Raw genomic sequence first — 17,024 nt, forward strand, 5'->3', positions numbered from 1 at the left:
ACTTTTTTTGTTTATTAAGTTTTTTATACTACCTTTGCACTCGATTTACAAAGAATAACAAATGGACTTAATTAAACTTTCTATCAAGCGCCCTAGTGTGCTGATTGTAATGCTTTCCTTATTATTATTAGGAGGCTTTTATTCTTATAAACTATTGAACTACGAACTTATCCCTAAGTTTGAAGTGAATGTGGTAACTATCTCTACTATTTATCCTGGTGCTTCACCTTCTGAAATTGAGAGTACAGTTACTAAAAAGATTGAAGATGGGGTATCTGCTTTAGAGAATATCAAGAAGATACAGTCGTATTCGTATGAGAGTCTTTCAGTGGTGGTAGTACAGCTTACCAATGATGCCAATGTAGATAACACCCTCAATGAGGCACAGCGAAAGATTAACGCTATCCGAGCTAATTTGCCTACTGATGCTAAAGAACCTTCACTTAGCAAATTCTCTCTTTCTGATTTGCCTATCGTTTCTATTGGGGTAACTTCTAAACTCTCTTCTCAAGAGCTTTACGATTTAGTAGATAAGAAGATACAACCTGAGCTTTCGCGTGTACCAGGGGTTGCACAAGTGAATATCATCGGGGGGCGTAAGCGTGAAATACGTGTGAATGTAGACGCTAAAAAATTAGAAGGTTATGGACTTTCTATAGGGCAAGTACAACAGCTCATTGCGGCTTCTAATATGGAAATTCCTGCGGGTAAAATTAAAACGCGTGAAAATAGTACCTCTATACGTTTGTTAGGTAAAATTCAAGATGTAGAGCAGCTGCGTAATCTTACCTTAGCTTCACAAAATGGAGTAGAGATACGACTTTCAGATGTTGCTGATGTGCAAGATACTGAAGAAGAAGCTGAAAAAATAGCTCGTATAGACCAAGAAAATACGCTTTTGTTGCAAGTGCTTAAACAAACTGATGCCAATGCGGTATCGGTAAGCGAGTTAGTACGCAAGAAAATGGAACAAATAGAGCAGACTTATAAAAATGAAGGCGTAAAGATGTTATTGGCAGAAGATACCAGTGAGTTTACTCTACATGCTGCTAATTCAGTGATGTTCGACCTTGTCTTAGCTATAGTATTGGTGGCTGTTGTGATGTTCTTCTTCTTGCACAGTTTGCGCAACGCTCTTATTGTAATGGTGTCTATTCCTACCTCACTTATTGCTGCCTTTATAGGTATGTATTTCTTTGGCTTTACCCTCAACCTGATGAGCTTAGTAGCTCTTTCGTTGGTGGTAGGTATTTTGGTCGATGATGCTATTGTAGTGCTTGAGAACATACACCGCCATATGGAAATGGGCAAGAACAAAGTCCGCGCAGCCTTCGATGGCTCAAAAGAAATCGTACTAACGGTTATGGCGATTACTTTGGTGATTGTGGTGGTATTCGTGCCTATTTCTATCGGTAACTCTATAGTAGTGAATATTGTCCGCGAGTTCTGTATGACGGTGGCTATTGCTACAATGCTTTCGTTGCTAATGTCGTTTACAGTAGTACCTTGGTTGTACTCACGTGTTGGTAAGTTAGAGCACGCTAATCCTAATTCGGTATTAGGAAAGATAGCTATAGGTTTTGAGAGTTATCTCAAACGCTTTACGCAGTTTTTCTCTGACTTATTGGTATGGGTATTTGCTAACAAATGGAAAACAATCATTTTGGTATTCTTCCTCTTTATAGGCTCTTGCTCTCTTATTCCTACAGGCTTTATAGGGGCTGAATTTATGCCTAATATGGATAGAGGGAAGTTTTTAGTACAGTTTGAACTTAATAAAGATGCTTCCTTAGAGCAGACTAACTTTATAACACAAAAAGCTGAAAATTATCTGCGCAATCTAAAAGTAAAGGGTACCAATAAACCTTTGGTAGAAAGTATGATTACTACTGTAGGACAGTCTACCAGCGGTATGGGAAGCACACAAGCTACCGCTTATAAGTCAGAAATACAGCTTACCCTTATAGATAAGAAAGAACGTAGCGAATCTACTAACGTGATAGCCGCTAAGCTAAAACGAGAACTCAGTCAGTATTTAGTAGATGCTAAAGTGAAGACAGTGCCTGTCGGAATGATGGGAGCTGAACAAGCGCCTATTGCTTTGGTAGTTACTTCTGATAATGTAGAAGCTGCCCAACAGTATGCTGAAAAGGCTGCCGGATTGCTTAAAACTATTGACGGAGCTACAGAGATAAAACTTACTTCAGAAGCGGGTAACCCTGAAATAAACGTGGAGTTAGACCGCGACAAGATGACCTTATTAGGGCTAAATGTAGCTACAGTAGGTACTACTATGCGTACCGCGTTTAATGGTAATGATGATAGTAAGTTCCGTACTGGCGATTCTGAATATGATATCAACATACTATTCCAAGAGGGCAATCGTCAATCAATAGATGATATAGAAAATATGACCTTTATCAACGCTATGGGTCAACAGATAAAACTCTCCCAATTTGCTACTATTAATTATGCATCAGGCCCTACGCAGTTAGAGCGTTATGATAAGTCGCCTTCAGTAACAGTACAAGCACAAACCGTAGGTCGCCCTACAGGTACCGTAGTATCAGAATGGAAAACAAAACTAGAAACCCTACAGAAACCTGCTAATGTACACTTTGTATTTGCAGGTGACCAAGAGATGCAAGACGAAGGATTTGGTACCATATTCGTATCGCTATTTGCGGCTATCTTATTAGTATATATGGTGATGGTAGTGCTGTACGACAGTTTCTCACGTCCGTTTGTGGTATTATTCTCTATCCCATTGTCGTTTATTGGGGCACTGATAGCTTTAGCCTTAGCCAATATGTCACTCAATATCTTTACGCTTTTGGGTATGATTATGCTTATCGGGTTGGTAGCTAAAAACGCAATTATGTTGGTGGATTTTGCCAACCACCGCAAGCAGGAAGGAGAAGATACAGTAACCGCATTAATACAGGCAAACCATGCCCGTTTACGCCCTATCTTGATGACGACTATTGCGATGGTAGCAGGTATGATTCCGCTTGCTATTGCTAATGGAGCAGGTGCTGAGGTGAACAAAGGTTTGGCAATTGTAATCATCGGTGGACTTCTATCCTCTCTATTCCTTACACTTATTGTAGTACCTTTAGTGTATTTGATTTTCGACAATATAGGCAAACGCTTTGGTAAAGGTATTAAAACCGACTACGAAAAGTTAATGATTGCCGATTACGAACACAAAGATATCAAAGGCGAACACGAAATATAATAAGCCAATTAGCAGATAAGCAAATGAGCCAATTAGTGATTTTCACATTTACTAATTGGCTCATTTTTTATTACTAATCGACAAATCGGCTAATTGGCTAATTTCTTAATTGTCTCTTCATTGTCTATAGGAGTATTGTTATATTCTAAAGTCCAACCTACGGCACGAGTAGCAAAAATAAGAGTAGAAAGTTCAGAGATAAGTCGGTCTTGAGCATTGCTCTTTAGGCTAGAAGCAGCTATTTTCTTTTCGAGCACTTCATTTACTTTCTTCTCTATTTTGGGTACATCTTCCGCCTTAAAAGGGTTTATTTGGCTTTGCGTGATGTCGTAATACTTCATTTTAGGATAAATCTTCACCTCAGCTTCTGGCAATGATTTTATAATCACTTTTCGCTGCTCCTCATTTACTTCAAAAACTATCTTATGTAGGTCATAGCCTACCGTTACATCGGCATTTACGATGGTTAAGATGCGCTTGTCAAACGAAAACCAATCCATAAAGTATTTTTGAGTATCTACGTATGAAAGGACTTCAGTGAAGTGTCCTTCCGTTACTACCAACTTACTTACATTGGCTATTTGCGTTTGTATAAGTGCCGAATCAGCCTCCAAACGCGCTTCTTCTTCTTTTTTCTCCTTGAAAAAATAAACTACTAACAGCACCACCGCTGCCGTAGCCATTCCTAATAAAAATCTCTTCATTGTTTTATGTTTATTGATGTAGAGCAATGCTTTTTTTGCCTAATAAATCCTTAGGCAAAACTTATGCCAAAAATCATTGTAAGTCAGTTTGTTATAAGTAAAAAATAAAATTATCCAAAGAAATAAATCGGCATTTTTCAAAAAAATCCAAAGAAATAATCCGCTTATTTTTACAAAAATCCAAAGAAATAATGACTACGACTACCTATAAAAAAACTCCCCTTGCAAAAGAAGATTGCAAGGGGAGTTTTTGTTTTGAGAATGTTATTTTACAGAAATATTACCTCTTCTGTGCTCTTCTTTACTTTTACAGCTTAGATCATTGTATGTGCTTTCACCATAACTTTTTACTTCAACAGATGTAACTCCCATATTTTCTAATACAGCTTTTATAACATTAGCTCTATCATTTGAAAGAGTCATATTGTTTTCATCTGTTCCAATATCACAAGTGTAAGATTCTATTAGTACAGTTACTTCTTTATTAGTCTGGAGATAAGCACTTGCAAACTCTTGTATTAGCTTCCTGCCTTCCTCACTTACTACAGATGAACCTAACTCAAAAAGTACTCCTACAGAAGGAATAACGATTTGTTTTGCCTCATTGATTTTAGCATTTTCTAAATTTTTCTCCCATTCAGTTTTAAAATTAGCAGCATTAGTAAGTGTTTCACAACCGTTTAAAGAGCTTTTTACAGCTGTCACTTTCTCTGTATTCCAAATTTCTTTCGTAGGTTCAGCTACTTTAGTTTCTACAACTGTTTGGACAGTAGGTTCTTGTTGAGATTCAAAAGAGCAATTCCTAAACAATAGAAAAGCGAGAAGTAGGATGGTAAGGATTATAGACATTTTAAAAAAAGCAAAACAGATAGCTTTTAGATAGTAGTCTTTTAATGCTTTAGGGAGAATTTCTTTATCCTTGTGATGATGAGGAGAGGCAGGATGTGAAGTTACAACTGCTTTTTCAGCTATTTTTATAGCCTCAAGATTATTTCTTTCTATTGCTGTTTTTCTGAAATTTTCAGCACCTTTTTTAGTTTGAAAAGAAATAATATCAGGTTTTCTCCTTTTAATGAGTGCCATAAGTTCATCAAAAGCAACATCATTATCAAGTTTAGTATTATTTATACTACCTCCTTTTTTCTCAGCTGGACGTTTATAGTAGTTGGTAAAAACTATATTTTTAAGACCTTCTTTATAGCCCTTTTTACTATAAGCATTTCCTACAAATCTGTATATACTATGAGAAGGATTAGCTACAGAAGAATTTATGACATCATTGTTAATGATTTTACTTGTTGTAGTAAAATCTTTTTCATCTTTGGAAAGTCCTAAAGCTTCAGAAGATTTTTCATACCAATCCTTTTCACTATAGGATTTATCATCAGGAAGATAATGGCTTTCTCCTATAGAAAGTAGCCTTGGGCGTCTTAAAATAAATGGAATTATCCATTTACCATATTTTTCACCTACATATTCGGTTAATTCTGGGTGTAATTCTAATACTGACATACGGTTTATTTATTAAAAGTTAATTACTATGTTTAATAAAAAACGTGAGCCATTCCTTACCACCCATTATAGAAGCCCGACCAAAGGCAATATCAAAAGGTAAAAGGAATGCCCACGCTTAACCGCAGGCATTTCCACTACTCTTTTCCTTTTGATATTTTCAGAAAAATTGGTCGTATTTCTATAATAGGAAAATTGTAAGCGAAACGCTATATGTCGTTTTTTATGTTATATCTTTTTAAATGCTGTTTAAATATTGTTTGAATTTGGGACAAAGATAATACTTTTTGTCTAATAAACAAAAACTGAGATAACTTTTTTTGAAAAACTTTTACCCCCTATCTACCCCTCAAATTTGCTAATTTCCTAATTTGCTAATTTCCAAATTGTCTCATTCCCAAATAGCACGCCGCTACCCCCAATCCTACACTCCCTACTACGTAAAAAACTGCTTTTAGCAATTCGTTTTGTTGCAACAGCTGTACGGTTTCAAATGAAAAAGTAGAAAAGGTAGTAAAGCCCCCTAAAACGCCCGTCATCAGTAGCAAAGGCAATACAGGGTCTGTAGTAGCTTTGCTTTTGAAGTAACCATACAATACCCCTATCAAAAAGCAGCCTAGTATGTTTATTACCATAATACCTATGGGGAAAGCCCATAAGCGTCCTAACTTGCTAAGCCCTACCGAGAGTATATAGCGCAAGGCACCTCCTGCAAAGCTACCAACTCCTACTATTAGTATTTCTTTTGTCATTTTTTAGTTGTTTATTTATTATTACAATCTCTCTACCTCTTCTACTTCGCTTGTGTGTACCTCTTTCGCTTTTCCAAATTGGTAAGTAATGTTCAATTTCACCTGCCGACTTTCGCTATTACCGTATGCGTAGAGGTCTAAGTTAGGCAAATGACTCTCACTATCCCAGCGTTGGGTGTGAAAAATATCAGTAAAGCTAAAAGTAGCTGTAAGGCGGTCGTTTAAGAAAAGACGTTGCAAACCAATATCTATTCCGCCAGAAGACTTAGCTATCTCATTGATACCCGCCAATCTACGCGAATTGTAAACGGCGGTAAGCTCTCCTTTCAGTTGGTAAGGCAAGCGAAAGTAATTTTGCATTGTCAGGCTGTACTGCCACCTGTGTAGGTGCAAGGTGCGCCCCTCTATTACCGCCCCTTTGTTCTCTATATAGCTGAGGTTAGGTGTAAGAGTCGTCTGATAGCCATTGCCCCAATTTAGCTCTTGATAGAGCGAAAAGAGCAAATGGTGCTGCTTGCCTATATTCTTAGGGATAGAAATGATTTTATTAGCTTGAAAAGGCTCATTGATACTGCTAAAAAAGTCGGTAGAGTAACTATAAGCCATAGTAAAAGAGGTCTTTTTGTACGAAGCCGAAAAGGTTGCTTTTTGTATCTTTTCGGGCAATAAAAACGGATTACCTTTCCAATACGATAGTTCGTCTAAAAGGTATTCAAACGGATTGAGATTTTGATATTCAGGTCGGTTGATGCGAGTGCTATAACCCGCAAATAGCTGTAAGTTATCGCTGTATTGGTATTGCAAATTAAGAGTAGGAAAGAAATTAGTATAGTGCTTTTGGTGTTCTTGGGGTGTGGAAGCTCTCCCTTTTTCGGGCAATAACTGTCCTTTAGAAAAAGTAGTTTCATTGCGTATGCCCACCTCCGCACTCAAACGTTCAGTAATAGGGTAGTGATATTGGGCATATACAGCAAAAATACGCTCTTTGAAGTCAAAAGCATTCGAGCGGTTTACATCTATGAGGTTATAGGTAGGCAATTGCCTAAAAAACTGAAAACTATTGTCCGAAAATACCTGCGAATACTTAGCTCCTGCCGTAAGGCTTCCGCCCCATAAGGGTAATTCTGAACGGAAAGAAGTAGCCAAAATATGTATTTTTCTATCGTTTTCTGATAGGTAGGTTTCGTGAGAAAGTATCGCACCTGCTGGCGAACGATAGGTGTTGGGTTGCCTATTGCCAGAGCCTCCATCAAAAAAAGCGTAATCAATGTCTAACTGATAGCGTTCATTATCCGAAGGACTAAAAGTATAATAAACATTAGCGCTATAGTGATTAGCTTTCTGCATAAAGTAATCGTTATAGCCCGATAGCGTTTTTTCCAATACATTAGAAGCGTTGAAAAAGCGAGTAGTCGTGCTGGTCGTTCCTTTTCCAAATAGCGTGTTAGCAGCCAGTTGTGCACCTAAAGAGTGGTGTTGGTCAAGCCAATAATCATAGCCTATATGCCCTGCTATAGTCTTGCGCTTCTCAGTATCATCAGTCGGACTTTCGTAGCGCAGTCCGTTTTGCACGCGCTCGCTGCCGTAATCCATTGCGTAATGTCCTAATTGGTGATTGTACCCCAAATGCAAAATACCTTTCTTCACGCTGTGTTGTAATTGTAGTTCAGTGTTTTGTCGCAAATTCCACCAATACGATACCCCATTGTTCAGCGATAAGAATGTCCCTTCTATTGTCTTTTTATCGAGTACTATATTCACTGCTCCAGCCCCTCCTTGCGCTTCGTATTCAGCAGGTGGATTGAGTAGCAATTCTGTCTTTTTAATTTGTGTAATAGGAATAGATTTTAGATAATTTGCCAAATCATCAGGCTGCATATAAGTAGGTTTGCCATTGATTAGAACCAACACATTGCTTTTTCCGCCAATGCTCAGGTGATTTTGATTGTCCACTACCACATTAGGAGTGCTTTTCAGTGCATCAAGAGCCGTCCCTTGCTGATGAGTAAGACTATTTTTTGGTGAAAACACTATTTTTCCTTGCTCCATATACACAGCGGACTTCCTTTTTGTAGCCGTTACCACTACCTCTTCCAAAGTAAGAGAAGATGCGAGAGGTATAGAGAGCAACTCTATATTTTTATTCAGCAAAAAAGGCTCACCGGTATATGATAGGTAATCGCCTGTACTCTCGATATAAATACGCAGATTGCGTTTAGCAGACGAAAAGCTAAAAAGGCCATTGTTTCCCGTAACAGGTTCATTCACTATTACATTAGTATCCGCATCCAATACTCTGATAGCCACATTAGCAATACCTTCAAGCGAAGCATTATGCACAAAACCTTTTACGGTGTATTGTGTTTGTGCACAAAGGGTAGAGCCTCCTAAAAGAAGACAAATAAAAGAAATAATGTTTTTCATTTTTAAAAAGTTTTATATAGAATACAACAACTAGCGACTAACCACTAACATTCTAACGACTAGCCACTAAAATCGCCCGTGCGGCTCGCACCTAACGACTAAATACTAACTGTATATTCTTATAAGAGCTTTTTGCTAATTCTTTAGCGGTAGCCTCATCTTTCCAGCATACTTTTTCTATACCTTCTTCCGTTTGGGGTACTAATTTCTTCTTGTAGGTAGTTGTCATATCATACCAATAAGTTTCTTTTAAGAAGTACTGCTTATCGCGTTTAAATATGTGGTAGGTAATCGTCCTAAAACGCTGTATGAGCAGCTTTTTTACGCCCGTTTCTTCCTCTACTTCGCGCAGTGCACAAGTGGCAATATTTTCGCCCTTTTCCTTCTTTCCTTTAGGCAAATCCCACTTGCCGTTTCGTTTGATAAGCAGCACCTTACCCTCCTGATTATACACTATGCCACCCCCTGCTTTTATAGTGGGGATAAGCTGCTTAAATTTCTTCATAAGTTTCTCAGCCTTAGGGTGATAGAGGTATATTCTATCTACACCCTTATGGCTTAGCGCTTCGATGATTTCATCAAGGCTTACATCTTTTAACCGAAAATATTTTTCATTCTCAATATTTTCTTGTACATTTGTCAAAATAATCGACTTATCGTCTAAAAATATTTCATTCATAACATTATGATATTAGATAACACTACGGCACAAAGTACCGCCGAATTTTTACTGCAAATTAACGCAATAAAATTGAATTCTGAAAATTATTTTACTTGGGCGAGTGGCTGGAAATCGCCTATTTATTGCGACAACCGCATAATCCTCTCATTTCCAGAGGTTCGCAATTATGTAGCCAATACTATGGCTACCTATATAAAAAGCCATTATCCCACTGCCGAAGTAGTAGCAGGCGTAGCCACAGGGGCTATTGGTATGGGTATGTTGGTAGCCAATGCCTTGGGGTTACCTTTCGTATATGTGCGCCCTGAGCCTAAAAAACACGGTCGTCAGAACCAGATAGAAGGTTTACTCACAGCAGGACAGCGCGTAATTGTTATTGAAGACCTCATCAGCACTGGTATGAGCAGCCTCAATGCAGTAAAAGCCCTCCACGACTTCGGGGCTGAGGTATTAGGTATGGTAGCTATCTTCTCGTATAATTTCGAGGTAGCCAATGCTAATTTTGCAACCGAAAAGCTCACCCTCCACACTCTCAGCGATTACGACCACCTGCTGGTCAAAGCCTTAGAAATAGGCTATATTGGCGAACACGAACTCGACACCCTCAAAGAATGGCGCAAAAGCCCTGACACGTGGCGCAATTAACAAATCGACAAATTATTAGTCAAAACATTGCGAATCTTTCAATAAATCTATAATTGGCAAAATAGTAAATCGAAAAAATAATTACCCTTGATAATCAGTGTTTTAACAATTAACTTACCTTTTTTTGGATATAGGAAGGATATAGCAACACCGAAGGAAGAGCGAACACATACCGAACATATACCGAACATAAGACGATACAACACTGAATTTCAACCGTTTAACCACTTTGCCACACAATTGAAAGATTCGCAATAAAATACGAAAAACATTAACAAAAAAAATAACTATGCAAAAAATAGAAATCCCTGAAAACTGGGCTGTCTACATTGGTAGAGTAGAAGATAAGCCTGCTATGTTTCGCGTCAACTTAGGTCTTGGCGAAATTGACTTACCTCTCCCACAATTTACTTATTGTGTACAAGTAAGTGTCCCTCTTAAAAATCCTGATCAAAATGGTTTTTCATTCGACAAAGAGCGTAATGTTTTGTATAACATAGAAGATACCCTTTTGATACCTAAGTTGAAAGAAACGGACCTTTTAGCAGCTGTTTTTTCTTTTGAAGGAAGTATTACTTGGTATTTCTATTCTCAAGATGCTGCTACCTTAGTCCCTTTGTTAGAAGAGGCTTTTAATACAACCGACTATACAGCTGAAGTAGAAGTAGTTACTGACCCTGAATGGAAGACTTACAGCGAGTTTTTGTACCCAAACATCTACGAATATCAAAGCATCAAAAATAGTGAGGTACAGCGCCATTGTGAAGAGTCAGGCGACCATACCGACCAACAGCGCCCTATAGAGCATTGGTTGTATTTTGATACTGAAAAGGATATGAACAACGCCCTTAGCAAAGTAATAGCTTTGGGGTATAAGGTAGAAGATAGCGGTAGGGTAGAGCCCGAAGAAGGCGATACTTCTCAAGAGGCTTACTATCATCTCATCCTTTCTAAAGTAAATACAGTCGATGATATTAATAGCGACACTTGGGATTTGATAGATGTAGCCCTCGATACCAATGGCCAGTACGATGGCTGGGAAACCGTTTTAGTAAAATAATAAATCGCTCGTGCGGCTCGCACCAAATCGGCAAATTATCCAATGAATTTAGAAACCCCAAAAACAATTGTCCCCAAAAGTGCAAAAGACCTCTTTGCTCTTTTAGAAAAGGTAGAAACCTTTGAACGCCTGATGCCCGACAACATCAGCAAATTTCAAAAACTTAGTGACACTTCTTTTGTGTTTGCCCTTAAGGGAATGCCCGAAATTTCGTTAGAAAAGAAAAGCGCCACCCCCCATAGTCAGTTAGTATTAGGCGAAGCGAATGGCAAAATTCCTTTTCAGCTTACTACCAATATTGCTGAAGTATCAGATAAGGAAAGCGAAGTACAACTACTCTTCAAAGGGGATTTTAATCCTGTAATGGCTATGATGGTCAAAACGCCTATTAGCAAGTTTATAGAAGTATTAGTAACTAAAATGAAAGACTTATAAATGGCAGGCAATAGCTTTGGTACACTTTTTAGGCTTACCACCTTTGGCGAGTCGCACGGCGAAGCATTAGGAGGCATCATCGATGGCTGTCCCCCTAATATTCTTTTAGATTTTGAAGCCATACAGCACGAACTCGACCGCCGTCGTCCAGGGCAGTCGGCTATTGTTACCCAGCGCAAAGAGGGCGATAAAGTGCGTTTTCTTTCGGGTATTTTAGACGGTAAAACTACCGGTACGCCCATTGGTTTTATCATTGAAAACGAAAATCAGCATTCAGCCGATTATGCCCATATAGCCGAGGTATACCGCCCCAGCCACGCCGATTATGTATATCAACAGAAATACGGCATTCGCGATGTTCGCGGCGGTGGGCGCTCATCAGCACGCGAAACGGTCAGCCGTGTGGTAGCAGGAGCTATTGCCAAACAGGTAATCAAAGGAATACAAATTAACGCTTATGTGTCGAGTGTAGGCGAGCTTACCCTTACTAAACCCTACACCGACCTCAATTTAGCCATAGCCGAAACCAATGCCGTACGCTGTCCCGACCCTATTTTAGCCGAGCAAATAGAAGCCTATATCAAAGCCATACGCAAGGAGGGCGATACGGTGGGCGGAGTGGTAAGCTGTGTGGTAAAAGGGGTACCTATAGGTTGGGGCGAACCTGTATTTGATAAACTCCACGCACAACTCGGCAAGGCGATGCTTTCTATCAATGCCGTAAAAGGCTTTGAGTATGGCAGTGGCTTTGCGAGTACTACAATGCGAGGCAGTCAGCACAACGACCTTTTCAACCCCGATGGCACTACCCAAACCAACTATTCAGGGGGCATACAAGGGGGCATTAGCAATGGTATGAATATTTATTTTCGGGTGGCTTTTAAGCCTGTAGCTACCCTTATGCAATCGCAACCCGCCCTCGATAGCAGGGGCAACATTGTAGAGATGCAAGGCAAGGGCAGGCACGACCCCTGTGTAGTACCCCGTGCCGTCCCTATTGTAGAAGCAATGACCGCAATGGTACTATTAGATTTTTGCTTGATTAATGAGACTATAAAAACATTTTAAGGTGTATTAACTATGCTTGATATACTCAAAAATAATTTGAGTGATGCACAAATAGTAGATGTATCTTATCAGAAAGGAATCTTATTATTAGCATTAAAAGACTATCAAAATACAATACATAAGCACCTTTTTGAGAATGTCATTGCATTATCATTTCAGAATTATCTTAATGAAGATATTAGTGAAATACGTTCTTCTTTTTGGAAAGAAGAAAATGATACCATTTGCCAAATAGTCATTCTATCGGCTTGGACAAATAAAGAAATTGTACGTTTTTCATTTTTTACATATTAATTATGTCCGCAGAAGCTTATGTAATATTTGAAGATACTACTTGGTATCAAAAACATAAAGAAGAAATCAGAGAACAAATTTTTCTGTTAGATACTTATGTGGGTCATCCAATACAAATAGGCAACTATCTAATGAAAGAAGGTGAATATTGGCTAAAAGGTACTGAGAGTAAACCTCCTCCAACTGATTGGCCATATAGTGTACGTATCTTTTTAGATCAAGAGGTCTATATTTTTATAGAAATCAGTGCACACCCCCCAAGTATAGAAAGAACCCTCACTCAATTTTTAAATTGGATAAGAAAGCAAACCCCTATCGTTTTTCAAGATGAAGATGGAGAGGATTTGGGTTATCAATGATTAAAAAATATGAACTTAGCATTGAATGTAAATTTAGCTTATGGCTATAAAAATAACTCCCAAATAGCAAGGTTACTGACTGAGAATTGGGTTTTAAATAATTGTTATTGTCCAAATTGTGGAACATTACCATTAAATGAGTTTGAAAATAATCGTCCAGTTGCTGATTTTTATTGTAATAATTGTAAAGAAGAGTTTGAATTGAAAAGCAAAAATGGGAAGTTGTCAAAAACTATTACAGATGGTGCTTATTCTACAATGATAGAAAGAATAAACTCTGAAAATAATCCTAATTTTTTCTTTTTGACTTATACAAAAAGCTGGACTGTTGATAATTTTCTGATTATACCTAAGCAATTTTTTATACCTGAGATTATCATAAAAAGACCTCCACTTGCAGAAACTGCCCAACGAGCAGGTTGGATAGGATGTAATATAGATATCTCAAAAATAGTTGATATAGGAAAGGTATTTTTAGTTAAGAATGAACAAATTATAGACAGAGATATTGTAAAAGAAACTTTTAGAAAAACCTTATTCTTGCGATTAAAAAATAAAGAATCAAAAGGTTGGCTTTTAGATGTTATGGCTTGTGTAGATACCATAAGAAAAGAGTATTTTACTCTTGATGAGGTCTATAAATTTGAACAAAAATTAAAGCAAAAATATCCAAATAATAATTTCATCAAAGATAAAATAAGACAACAGCTACAACTTTTAAGAGATAAAGAAATTATTGAATTTATTGGGCGTGGTAACTATAAAAAAGTAAAATATGGAAACATTTAAGATTGAAATTCAAGAATTATTATCAAAAACTATTGAAACTCAAGCCGAAAATATAGAAGAAGCTATTGAGAAAGTAAATCAAATGTACAGAAAGGAGGAAATAGTTTTAGATTATAACGACTTTGTAGATAAAAAAATAATACCCCAAACCCTAATGAATGAAAAAGAAATTCTAATAAAAGAAATTATAGAATATTTATATATAGAAGAGAAAAAACATTTTGAAGAATTAGAAGAACCTGATAATCATATTTTTTCTAAAATAAAGAAACTAAAAAACTTGATAGATTAGACTAAAAATAAAAACCATTTATGAACTCAAAAGAAATAGCAAATGGCATATTGCGTGCCGTAGCAATCATTGTTTTAGTAGTAGTAGGGCTGTATACCCTTTATTTGCTACAATCTATTATCGTTTATCTTATCGTTTCATTAGTCCTGACGCTAATGGGCAAACCTCTTATTTATTTCTTCCGCAAAAAACTGAAGATAAAGAGTGAAACTCTCTGTGTGGTACTTACTATGTTGCTTTTTGTACTGCTCAGTCTCGGAGTATTCAGTATGTTTATTCCCTTACTCATATCACAAGGCAAGAACCTATCAAGCCTTAATATTGATTTGCTAAAAGACAATCTTGATGCTCTTATACATCAAACTCTTAGTAAGGTTGGGTTAGAAAGAGAAGACTATTCTTTTGGTGTACAAGAGATGTTAAACTTTATTGATATTCCTAACTTTCTCAACTCGTTTATTTCCTTTATTAGCAATTTTGGAGCAGGTTTCTTTTCAGTACTCTTCATCACTTTTTTCTTTATGAAAGACGGCGACAGAATACTTATTTCCCTACTTTCTATTTTTTCTCCTAGGCGAAAACGCAAATTAAAGACTTCTATTTTCAAGATAAACAATCTGTTATCGCGTTATTTTGTAGGACTTATTCTCCAAATCACTATACTTTTTGTTGTTTATACTATTGTATTGCTTATTTTTGGGGTAGAAAATGCTTTTATCATAGCGTTGCTCTGTGCTATGCTTAATCTTATTCCTTATATAGGTCCTATGATAAGCTTTGTGCTAATGGCATTGCTAACGATGAGCAGCAACCTACAAAACGACTTTATGACTGTTAGCTTGCCTACTACTATTTATGTACTAATAGGTTTTTTGGTAGGACAATTTATTGATAATGTGTTTTCACAGCCTGTTATCTTTTCTAATTCAGTAAAATCAACTGCTTTAGAGATTTTTTTGATTACTCTTATTAGTGGTACACTTTTTGGCATCATAGGTATGGTAGTAGCTATTCCCGCTTATACCGTTTTAAAAGTAGTTTTAAAAGAGTTTTTTCCTAATAATAAAGTAGTCGGACTGCTTACTAAAAATCTATAGTTATGAAATATCTTATTTCTTTTTTGCTTCTTTGCTTTATGCAAAATCTTTCAGCCCAAGCAGAAGACTTAAAAGTTACCGATGCTACTAAGGCAGATAGCCTAACTGTAAAAAAGAATTGGAATGTACGTTACAAACATGTAGAGGGCTTTATTTTTAACAAAGATTATGTTATATTCCAAACCAGAGATAGTCTTTTTGTGCAGTGCCCCGATATGCTTACTTTTAGAGTAAAAGACTATGATTATGGTATGGCTATTGATAAAAATGGAATCTATTACCAAAATAATTTTTTCCCTATAGATACTAATGGTTTTAAGATTATAGGTTCAGACCTAATAATCGATAAAAAGGAAATAGTGCCTATTTGGCGTACTCTCCAAAAGGCTTATATAGGCAACAAAGAGATTGCTATTAGCAGTCCTGCTACTTTTGAAAATATCTATTATGATTATTTAAAAGACGAACATCATCTATATTATATTAATAATGGAAAAGTAACGATAGTACCAGATGCCGACCTTCCTTCTATTCGTAAAGACTTAGCTACCGAAAACTATATTTCCGACAAAAATGGCACCTTTTACCAATCTCAACCACTTATGTATAAAGGCGAAAGGGTACAACAGCTTACTAAAAAAATACTAAAAACCTCTCAATATGTATTATACTATGATGAAGAACTTGTTGAATTGCCTAACTACTTTCATATTCCTACCCTCAAGGCTTTAAATGAGTCTTATCTCATCGACCAAAATTATGTTTATTATATTGATTACTACTCCTACAAAACAGAGGGTAAAGACTTTAGGCTACCTATCGCCACTAAAAACTTAAGCAAAGTAAGAGTCTTTAATAATTTTGTTACCGATGGTACTATGGTATACCGCGATAATACTCCCAAACCTCAATACGACGCTGCAACTTTTGCTGAGATTCAGGATGCTTATTACTATCAATATGACAAAAAAGGAGTCTATAATTGGGATAAAAAGTTACCTTTTTTCTATACTGAAGCCCCAATTTATGGTAAAAACTTATTTAAAGATAAGGCCGGTGGAATACTCTATAAAAATCAAATATATAATAGCTCAACTGAAGAGGTTTTTATGAACCTTACCTCTAAGGAAGTACAACTGCTAAAAGAGGGAAAAGTTACTGTCTATGATTTCGTTTATCTAAAGGAGAAACGCATTCTAAAGCAAATATATTTTGATAGTGAGTTATACAAAGCTAATAACCTAATTTATGTAGATAAAACACCTCAAAAGGGGGTAGATACTACTACTTTTCAAAAAATATGGTACAATATTTATAAAGATAAAAATAAAGCCTATTATTATGATGAAAGCAATGAGTATGAGCCTAAACTCATCCCTATTGAGGGGTATGATATAACGACTCTTAGTCTTCTAACTGCTGATCTTTTAGCTGATAAGAATTATATTTATTTCACAAAATATAGGCTTATTAAAAATGATAAGGTTGAAATACTCGCTATATACCCAGGCTATAGAATGGGTTGCAGCCAAGATACACACCCTTCATCAGATTTTTATCTTCTAAAAAACGTTGATGGTTATTGGCTAACCGAATTAGGAGGTGGAGCTAAAATTCGTTTCTTAGGTACTGAATTAGAAGATTTTGAACTATAAGATATAAATTATAAATAC

The 17,024-nt window shown here is 36.8% G+C and carries 16 protein-coding genes; 11 read left to right on the forward strand and 5 right to left on the reverse strand.

From position 1 onward, the window contains the following. Positions 1–61: 61 nt before the first annotated feature. Positions 62–3,238, forward strand: coding sequence for an efflux RND transporter permease subunit (locus FOC45_RS05115; RefSeq protein ID WP_009392952.1), 3,177 nt, complete (start codon positions 62–64; stop codon positions 3,236–3,238). A gap of 89 nt (positions 3,239–3,327) precedes the next feature. On the opposite strand, the gene FOC45_RS05120 is transcribed toward FOC45_RS05115, so the two are convergent. The 5 genes from FOC45_RS05120 to FOC45_RS05140 form a co-directional block, all read right to left on the reverse strand. Next, positions 3,328–3,942, reverse strand: a complete 615-nt coding sequence (locus FOC45_RS05120) for a DUF4230 domain-containing protein (protein ID WP_009392951.1) — start codon at positions 3,940–3,942, stop codon at positions 3,328–3,330. Between the two features lie 264 nt (positions 3,943–4,206). After that, the gene (locus tag FOC45_RS05125) at positions 4,207–5,454 is read right to left on the reverse strand and encodes an OmpA family protein (protein ID WP_009392950.1); all 1,248 of its coding nucleotides are present in this window, start codon (positions 5,452–5,454) and stop codon (positions 4,207–4,209) included. 374 nt (positions 5,455–5,828) lie between these two features. Continuing rightward, on the reverse strand, positions 5,829–6,206 hold the full coding sequence (gene crcB / locus FOC45_RS05130) for a fluoride efflux transporter CrcB (protein WP_009392949.1): 378 nt from the start codon (positions 6,204–6,206) through the stop codon (positions 5,829–5,831). Between the two features lie 21 nt (positions 6,207–6,227). Continuing rightward, positions 6,228–8,630: a TonB-dependent receptor domain-containing protein gene (locus tag FOC45_RS05135; protein ID WP_009392948.1), complete on the reverse strand. Its 2,403-nt coding sequence runs from the start codon at positions 8,628–8,630 to the stop codon at positions 6,228–6,230. A 91-nt stretch (positions 8,631–8,721) separates the two neighbouring features. Further along, positions 8,722–9,309: an NUDIX hydrolase gene (locus FOC45_RS05140; protein ID WP_009392947.1), complete on the reverse strand. Its 588-nt coding sequence runs from the start codon at positions 9,307–9,309 to the stop codon at positions 8,722–8,724. Between the two features lie 6 nt (positions 9,310–9,315). On the opposite strand from FOC45_RS05140, the gene pyrE reads away from it, so the two are divergent. The 10 genes from pyrE (at position 9,316) to FOC45_RS05190 (ending at position 17,006) form a co-directional block, all read left to right on the forward strand. After that, positions 9,316–9,957 carry an orotate phosphoribosyltransferase gene (gene pyrE / locus FOC45_RS05145; RefSeq protein WP_009392946.1) on the forward strand — a complete coding sequence of 214 codons (642 nt, stop codon included), beginning with the start codon at positions 9,316–9,318 and terminating at the stop codon, positions 9,955–9,957. A 289-nt stretch (positions 9,958–10,246) separates the two neighbouring features. Then, positions 10,247–11,017, forward strand: a complete 771-nt coding sequence (locus FOC45_RS05150) for a DUF695 domain-containing protein (RefSeq protein WP_009392945.1) — start codon at positions 10,247–10,249, stop codon at positions 11,015–11,017. Between the two features lie 42 nt (positions 11,018–11,059). Next, positions 11,060–11,452 (forward strand): hypothetical protein, encoded by a 393-nt coding sequence (locus FOC45_RS05155; protein ID WP_009392944.1) that lies wholly within the window; start codon positions 11,060–11,062, stop codon positions 11,450–11,452. Next, complete coding sequence (gene aroC / locus FOC45_RS05160) at positions 11,453–12,520, forward strand: chorismate synthase (protein ID WP_009392943.1); 1,068 nt, start codon at positions 11,453–11,455, stop codon at positions 12,518–12,520. A gap of 12 nt (positions 12,521–12,532) precedes the next feature. Then, positions 12,533–12,814, forward strand: a complete 282-nt coding sequence (locus FOC45_RS05165) for a hypothetical protein (RefSeq protein WP_009392942.1) — start codon at positions 12,533–12,535, stop codon at positions 12,812–12,814. Positions 12,815–12,816: 2 nt separating this feature from the next. Further along, complete coding sequence (locus FOC45_RS05170) at positions 12,817–13,173, forward strand: hypothetical protein (RefSeq protein ID WP_009392941.1); 357 nt, start codon at positions 12,817–12,819, stop codon at positions 13,171–13,173. Positions 13,174–13,182: 9 nt separating this feature from the next. Further along, on the forward strand, positions 13,183–13,962 hold the full coding sequence (locus tag FOC45_RS05175; protein ID WP_009392940.1) for a DpnI domain-containing protein: 780 nt from the start codon (positions 13,183–13,185) through the stop codon (positions 13,960–13,962). Next, positions 13,949–14,254: a DpnD/PcfM family protein gene (locus tag FOC45_RS05180; RefSeq protein ID WP_009392939.1), complete on the forward strand. Its 306-nt coding sequence runs from the start codon at positions 13,949–13,951 to the stop codon at positions 14,252–14,254. Before FOC45_RS05175 ends, FOC45_RS05180 begins: the two co-directional genes overlap by 14 nt. Before the next feature lie 20 nt (positions 14,255–14,274). Continuing rightward, the gene (locus tag FOC45_RS05185) at positions 14,275–15,351 is read left to right on the forward strand and encodes an AI-2E family transporter (protein ID WP_009392938.1); all 1,077 of its coding nucleotides are present in this window, start codon (positions 14,275–14,277) and stop codon (positions 15,349–15,351) included. Positions 15,352–15,353: 2 nt separating this feature from the next. Beyond that, positions 15,354–17,006 carry a DKNYY domain-containing protein gene (locus FOC45_RS05190; protein WP_009392937.1) on the forward strand — a complete coding sequence of 551 codons (1,653 nt, stop codon included), beginning with the start codon at positions 15,354–15,356 and terminating at the stop codon, positions 17,004–17,006. The last annotated feature ends 18 nt before the right edge of the window (positions 17,007–17,024 follow it).

This window comes from Capnocytophaga sp. FDAARGOS_737 (genome assembly GCF_009730375.1).
Classification (GTDB): domain Bacteria; phylum Bacteroidota; class Bacteroidia; order Flavobacteriales; family Flavobacteriaceae; genus Capnocytophaga; species Capnocytophaga leadbetteri.